A 6,739-nucleotide genomic window follows, 5' to 3' on the forward strand; every position below is an offset into this window, starting at 1 on the left:
CTCTCCTGAGCCCCTGGTGTCTTCGCCCAGGGGTCCGATTCCGTCGTCTCCCTGGCTCACTGCAATTTCCCCGCCCCCGGCGCCGCCGCGCCCCGTACCCCGATCGGGGGCACGGGCCGCGCTGCCTTCTGTTGCCGGAGGGTCAGGGGCGGGCCCCGCCGGTCCGTTCCGGCAGGACCAGCGGCACCCCCGTGCGCGGGTGGGGCAGCACCTCGACGGGGTGGCCGTACACCTCGCTGAGCAGCGGTGCGCGCAGCACCTCGGCGACCGGGCCGTCGGCGATCGTGCTGCCGTCCGTCAGCAGGACCACCCGGTCCGCGTAGGCGGCCGCCAGGGACAGGTCGTGGAGCACCACGACCACGCCGTCCCCGGCGGCGGCGCGCTCCCGGGCGATCCGCAGCACCAGTTCCTGGTGGCGCAGGTCGAGGGCGGCGGTGGGCTCGTCCAGGAGCAGCAGCGGGGTGCGCTGGGCGAGCACCCGGGCGAGCGCGACCCGGGCCCGTTCGCCGCCGGACAGGGCGGTGAAGGGCCGCCCGGCGAAGGGGGTGGACTCGGTGGCGGCCATCGCCTCGGCGACCACCGCCTCGTCCTCGGCGGCGGCCGCCGTCCCCGTCCAGGGGGCGCGGCCCATCCGGACCACCCGGTCGGCGGGGAACGGGAAGGACAGCGTGGCGGACTGCGGCAACAGCGCCCGGTGCAGGGCGAGTTCGGCCGCGCCGTAGTCGGCCAGCGGGCGGCCGCGCAGGGTGACGGTGCCGCCCTGCGGGGCGGCGTCCCCGGCGAGGACGGAGAGCAGGGTGGACTTGCCCGCGCCGTTCGGCCCGAGCAGCGCGACCACCTCCCCGGCGGTGACCCGGACCGAGGCGCCGGCCAGCAGCGGGCGGCCGCCGACGGTCAGTCGGACCGCCTCGGCGGCGAGCAACTCGGAGCCGGGCAGAGGGCGTTCGGGGACGGGGCGGGACCGGTGCAGCCTCATGCCCAGCCTCCCTGCTTGGTCCGGGTCCGGCGCAGCAGCCAGAAGAAGAACGGGCTGCCGATCAGGGCGGTGAGCACCCCGAGCGGCAGTTCGGCCGGGGCGGCGAGGGTGCGGGCGGCGAGGTCGGCGGCGACCAGGACGAGTGCCCCGCCGAGGGCCGAGGCGGGCAGCAGGAAGCGGTGGCCGGGCCCGGCCAGCATCCGCAGCAGGTGGGGGACGACCAGGCCGACGAAGCCGATGATGCCGCTGACCGCGACGGCCGCCGCGGTGAGCAGGGCGACTACGGCGATCAGGGTGAGCCGCATCCGCTCGACGTCCACCCCGAGGTGGCGGGCGGGGCGTTCGCCGAGCGCCAGCAGGTCCAGCTTGCGGGCGTACAGCGGGGCGACGGTGAGTCCGACGACGGCGAAGGGCAGGACGGCGAGCACCTTGCCCCAGGTGGCCTGGGAGAGCGAGCCGAGCTGCCAGAAAGTCACCTGGCTGATCGCGGCGGAGTCGGCGGTGAACAGCAGCAGGCCGATCAGCGCGCCGCAGAAGGCGTTCACCGCGACCCCGGTGAGGATCAGCGTGACCACCTCGGTCCGGCCGCCGGCCCGGGCCATCAGGTAGACCGCGAAGACCGTCGACAGCCCGCCGGCGAAGGCGAACACGGTGACCGTCCAGCCGCCGAGGGCGTCCAGACCGAGCACGATGCAGGCCACCGCGCCGACCGCGCCGCCGGAGGAGACGCCGATCACGGCGGGCTCGGCGAGCGGGTTGCCGAACACGCCCTGCATCAGGGCGCCGGCGCAGCCGAGCGAGCCGCCGACCAGCAGGGCGAGCACCACCCGGGGCAGCCGGACGTTCCACAGCACCGATTCGGGTACGCGCTCCAGGGCGTGCCCGCCGAGGCCGAGGCGGTGGGCGGCGGAGCCGAGGATGTCGCCGAGCGGGATGCGGTAGGCGCCGGTGCCGGCCGCGAGCAGGGCGCAGAGCACCAGGGCGGTGGCGAGCACGACGGTGATCAGGGTGCTGCGGGAGGGGCCGGGGCGGGCCTTCGGCCGGCTCTGCGCCGCGTTCTTCTCCCGTACGGCGGTGGTCACTTGGCGCCTGCCGGGTGCAGCTGGGCGGTGATCTCCCGGAGCACCTGGGGGGTGCGCGGGCCGTAGCTGAGCAGTTGGCCGTCCTCGATGGAGACGATCCGGCGGTCCAGCCCGGCCGGGGTCTGGGCGACGCCGGGGAGCTTGAGCAGCCCGTCGACGCCGCCGACAGAGTCGAGTCCCTTGCTCATCACCAGGATCGCGTCGGGCGCGGCCTTGACCAGGGCTTCGCTGGTGAGCGGGGTGAAGTCGCCGGTGAGTCCGGCGGCGGTGCCGGCGTCCTCGCCGCCGACCGCCTCGATCAGCGAGCCGGCGCCGGAGGCGGGGCCGCCGAGCAGGTAGACGGAGGCGCTGCCGCGCAGGTAGAGGAAGGCCACCTTGGGCCGGCTGCCGCCGGCCGGTACGGCGGCCTCGGCTGCGGCGATCCGCTGCTCGGTGCGCTCCTTCAACTGCCGCCCGGCGTCCGGGACTCCGAGTGCGGCGGCGACGGTGTCGATGCGCGGGCCGACGTCGGCGAGGCGCTTGGCGTCGTCCAGCACGAGCAGCGGGACGCCGGCCGCGCGGATCTGGTCGATCGCCTCGGCCGGGCCGGTGGAGCGGTCGGCGAGGACGACGGTCGGGTGCAGGGACAGCACGCCCTCGGCGGAGACCTCGTGGGCCTGGGTGATCACCGGCAGGGCGGCGGCCTGCCGGAAGGTGGTGGAGACGTCCCGGGCGACCGCCTTGGGGCCGAGGCCGAGGCTGAACACCAGCTCGGCGAGGCTGCCGTTGAGCGGGATGATCCGCTCGGCGCTGGTGACGGTGACCTGGCGGCCGTCGGCGGAGGCGGTGGTGGCCGGGAGGCGGGGGACGGGTTCGACGGGCAGTGGCTCGACCGCGTCGGGGGAGCGGGTGGCCCCGGCCGTCGTTCCGCCGGTGGCGGTGCCGGTGCGAGGAGCGGTGCTGCAAGCGGTGAGGGCGAGCACCAGGCCGAGGAGTAGCAGCAGGAGGGCTGGCCCGCGGGCCACCTGGGGTCGGGTCGTACTGCTGCTCAACGGGCTTCCCTTCGTGGGGTGTTGTCGTCCGCTCCGGCCGGGGAGGCCGGGTGGCGGGGCTCTTGACTCACATATTAGGTTAGCCTTACCTAAATCCCGCAAGGGGGTCGGTTTCCCGGCCACCCCTTCTCCGTCGTGCCCGCACGGCCCGTCCCGCCGTGCCTGCGCGTCGTGCCTGCCTGTCGTGCCTGCCCGCAGGGTCCTCCCTGCCCGCACGGCCGTGTCCTTCCGAGGAGTGATCCGCGTGTCCCTGCCCAGCCGGCTCCGCCGCCTGGCCGCCACCCTGGTGGCCGTACTCGCCGCCCTGTCGGCGGTGGTCCTCTCGCCGTCCCCGGCGGTGGCCGCCGAAGGCAAGGTCTCCGGCGGGCGGCTGGACTGGGGGATCAGACAGTCCTTCCTGACCTACGTCACCGGGCCCATCGCCAAGGGCAGTTGGGCGCTCACCGGCGGCGCGGCCACGGTCGGCGGCAACACCTTCCGGTTCCACTCCGCCAACGGCACCTACGACCCGGCCACCGGCGCGCTGACCGCGGCCTTCTCCGGCGGGGTCCGCTTCACCGGGCACCAGGAGAACGGCAGCAACGCGCTCGACCTGAGCCTCGGGCGGCTCACCTTCCGGGCCGCCCCCGGTGGCGCGGCCGGGCTGTACGCCGACGTCAGCAGCAAGTCCAAGGAGACCGGCCAGGTCGGCACCGCCGGCCAGGCCAAACTGGCCGAGCTCTCGCTGGCCGGCGTCGACCTGCGCGGCGCCGCCGGGACGCTGAACCTCGCCAACGTCCCGGCTACTCTCACCGACGCCGGGGCGAAGGCCTTCGGCAACTTCTACCAGGCCGGTACGGCCCTGGACCCGCTCAGCCTCTCCGTCAACCTGCCCGCCGCGCAGCCGAGTCCGGCGGCGGCCGCGCCCGGCGCCACCCCGGGCACGACGCCGGGTACCGGCCAGGGCGCGACACCCACGGCTGCGTCCCCGGCCGCGACCGCCACACAGCCGGCCGCCCAGGCGCCCGCGCGGACCGAGTTCGGCAACGGCGCCCTCGACTGGGGCGTGCGCCGCACCTTCCGCGACTACGTCACCGGCACGATCGCCCAGGGCCGTTGGGAGCTCGGCGGCGGCGCGGCCGACGGCGGCGCCTTCTACCGCTGGACCCCGGCCAAGGGCAGCTACGACCCCGGCACCGGCGAACTCACCGCCGGCTTCACCGGTACCGTCCGCTTCACCGGTCTGCGCAGTGGCGACGGTTACGGCCTGGACCTCACCCTGGCCGACCCGGCCGTCAGCGTGGCCGAGGGCCGGGGCCGCCTGCTCGCCGACGTCTCCGGACGCACCCCGGACGGCGCCACCCAGCAGCTGACCGGCGTCGAACTGGCGACCTTCGACGCCGCCGGCCTCAAGCCGGAGGGCGGCCTGCTCAAGGCCGTCGAACTGCCGCTCAAGCTCGCCGACGGCGGCGCCAAGGCCTTCGGCGGCCTCTACCCGGCGGGGACCGAGATGGACCCGCTGAGCTTCGCCGTCGCCCTCGACCCGGCCGCCGCCCTGCCCCCGCTGCCCGACCTCGGCAGCGCCCCGGCCACCCCGGCCGCTGAGGCCACCCCGGTGAGCCCGGCCGCCTCGCCGGTCGCGGCCGCCGCGGACTCCTCCACGGGCGGCTTCCCGGTGGCCGCCACGGCGGGCGGCGCGGTGCTGGTCGCCGCGTTCGCCGTGACCGGCGGGCTGCTGCTGCGCCGCCGCCGCTCGGCCGCCGCGCCGGACGCGGACCAGTCGGCCTGAGCCGTCCCCCTTCCCGTCCTGCCCCCGTCCCCCTTGTCCCCGTCCCCCGTGTCCCCCCCGTCACCTGAACGGAGCATCACCATGTCCCGCAACCGCACTCGGCTCGCCGCTCTGGCCGCCGCCACCGCCGGCCTCGGCCTGACCGCCCTCGGCGCCCCCGCGCTGGCCTTCGCCGGCGGCGCCCCGGGCAGCGTCAGCTACGACACCGGCGCGCTGGACTGGGGGGTGAAGGCCAGCTTCCGCAGCTACATCGAGGGACCGGCCTCCCAGGGCGGCGCGGTCGAGCCGACCGGCGGCGCGACCCGCAACGCCGACGGCACCTTCCACTTCGGGCTGGCGAACGCCACCTACGACCTCGGCACCCACGCGCTCAAGTCCTCGTTCACCGGCGGCGTGCACTTCACCGCCCACCACGGCGCGCTGGACCTCGCGCTCAGCGACCTGAGGATCGTTACCTCGGGCACCACCGGCACCCTCACGGCCGACACGGCCGCCAAGGAGACGGTGGGCGCCTCCGAGATCACCCGGCGCGACGACGTGCCGCTGGTGACCTTCACCGTCGGGCGGGACACCACCACCGGGGTGCCGACCGGCGCGAAGCTCACCGAGCAGGGCGCCAAGGCCTTCGCGGGCTTCTACGGGGCGGGAACGGACATGGACCCGCTGTCGCTGCTGCTCAAGCAGGGCCCGGTGACGCCCACTCCGACGGCGACGGCCACCCCGTCCGCCACCGCTTCGCCGACGGCGCAGCCGACCGGCACGCCGTCCGCCACCGCCTCGCCGTCGGCGACCGCCTCGCCGACCGCGACCGCCACGGCCACCGCCTCGCCGACCGCCACGGCCCCCGCGACACCCCTGCCGACCGGCACCCCCGTCACCGGCTCCGACCGTCTGCCCGTACTGAACGGCACCTTGAACTGGACGGTCAAGGAGAGCTTCCGCAAGTACCTCGAATCCCCGATGGCCGCCGGGAAGGTCGAGTTCGGCGGCGGCGCGGCCGACTACCGCTTCGGCGGTGCCACCGGCACGTACAACACCGCCGACCACACGCTCACCGCCGGTTACACCGGCTCGGTCCGCTTCCTCGGCCACCCGGGCAAGGACGGCTGGGCGCTCGACACCACGCTCTCCAAGCCGGGTCTGGTCATCGACAAGGACGGCGCCTTCCTCACCGCCGACGTCAACGGCAAGTCCCCGGACGGCCGGTCGACCGTGCTGACCGGCGCGCGGATCGCCAAGCTCGACGTCCCCGCCGCCGCCTTGAAGCCGGTCGACGGCGTCGTCACCCTCACCGGCGTCCCGGCCACGCTGACCGCCGAGGGCGTCCCGGTGTTCTCCAACTACCCTGCGGGTACGGCCCTGGACCCGGTGAGCGCGACCCTGGCCTTCGACAAGGACGCCAAGCTGCCGCCCGCCGGCTCCTCCGGTACGACCGGCGGCGGCAACCCGGCCGCGGGGGGCCAGGGTTCGGGCAGCCAGGGTTCCGGCGGTGGGGCGGGCAGCGGCGCGGGCGGCGGCGCCTCGCTCACCACCACCGCGCTGAGCGGCGCCGGCACCGGTGCGCTGGCCGCGACCGGCGCGGACACCCCGGTGGTTCCGCTGCTGGCCACCGCGGCGGGACTGCTGCTGGTGGGCGGCAGCGCCACCGTCCTGGTGCGCAACCGCCGTGGCGCGGTGCGGGCCTGATCCCGGAGCGGAACGCGCACCGGCCCCCGCGAGTGGGTACTCGCGGGGGCCGGTGCGTTCGCGGCGGGTGTCCGGGCCGCCCCGGGGGGGGTGGCCCCGGGGGGCCCGGTGCGGGCGCCCCACCCGGCCGTGCGGCGCCCAACCGGGTTGGGCCGGGGGGGGGGTGGTAGAGGGCCCCCGTTTGGACCGATGGCCG

5 protein-coding genes are annotated in these 6,739 nt (G+C 76.0%); 2 read left to right on the plus strand and 3 right to left on the minus strand.

Annotated elements, in window-relative coordinates; all coding sequences use genetic code 11:
• Window positions 1-142: 142 nt before the first annotated feature.
• Genes ACFWXO_RS33340 through ACFWXO_RS33350 form a run of 3 tightly spaced genes read right to left on the minus strand, consistent with a single transcriptional unit; the run spans window position 143 to window position 3,089 of the window.
• Window positions 143-976 carry a heme ABC transporter ATP-binding protein gene (locus ACFWXO_RS33340; protein WP_380528629.1) on the minus strand — a complete coding sequence of 278 codons (834 nt, stop codon included), beginning with the start codon at window positions 974-976 and terminating at the stop codon, window positions 143-145.
• Entirely contained in the window at window positions 973-2,058 is a 1,086-nt protein-coding gene (locus tag ACFWXO_RS33345) for a FecCD family ABC transporter permease (RefSeq protein ID WP_380528631.1), read from the minus strand. Before ACFWXO_RS33345 ends, ACFWXO_RS33340 begins: the two co-directional genes overlap by 4 nt.
• The gene (locus ACFWXO_RS33350) at window positions 2,055-3,089 is read right to left on the minus strand and encodes a hemin ABC transporter substrate-binding protein (RefSeq protein ID WP_380528633.1); all 1,035 of its coding nucleotides are present in this window, start codon (window positions 3,087-3,089) and stop codon (window positions 2,055-2,057) included. The genes ACFWXO_RS33345 and ACFWXO_RS33350 overlap by 4 nt, the downstream gene beginning before the upstream one ends.
• Window positions 3,090-3,333: 244 nt before the next feature.
• Here ACFWXO_RS33350 and ACFWXO_RS33355 point away from each other — a divergent pair, with 244 nt between their 5' ends.
• Together ACFWXO_RS33355 and ACFWXO_RS33360 are read left to right on the plus strand one after the other, a co-directional pair.
• On the plus strand, window positions 3,334-4,857 hold the full coding sequence (locus tag ACFWXO_RS33355; protein ID WP_380528635.1) for an HtaA domain-containing protein: 1,524 nt from the start codon (window positions 3,334-3,336) through the stop codon (window positions 4,855-4,857).
• Window positions 4,858-4,938: 81 nt separating this feature from the next.
• Entirely contained in the window at window positions 4,939-6,543 is a 1,605-nt protein-coding gene (locus ACFWXO_RS33360; RefSeq protein ID WP_380528637.1) for an HtaA domain-containing protein, read from the plus strand.
• Window positions 6,544-6,739: the final 196 nt, after the last annotated feature.

Source organism: Kitasatospora sp. NPDC059088 (assembly GCF_042738155.1).
Taxonomy (GTDB): domain Bacteria; phylum Actinomycetota; class Actinomycetes; order Streptomycetales; family Streptomycetaceae; genus Kitasatospora.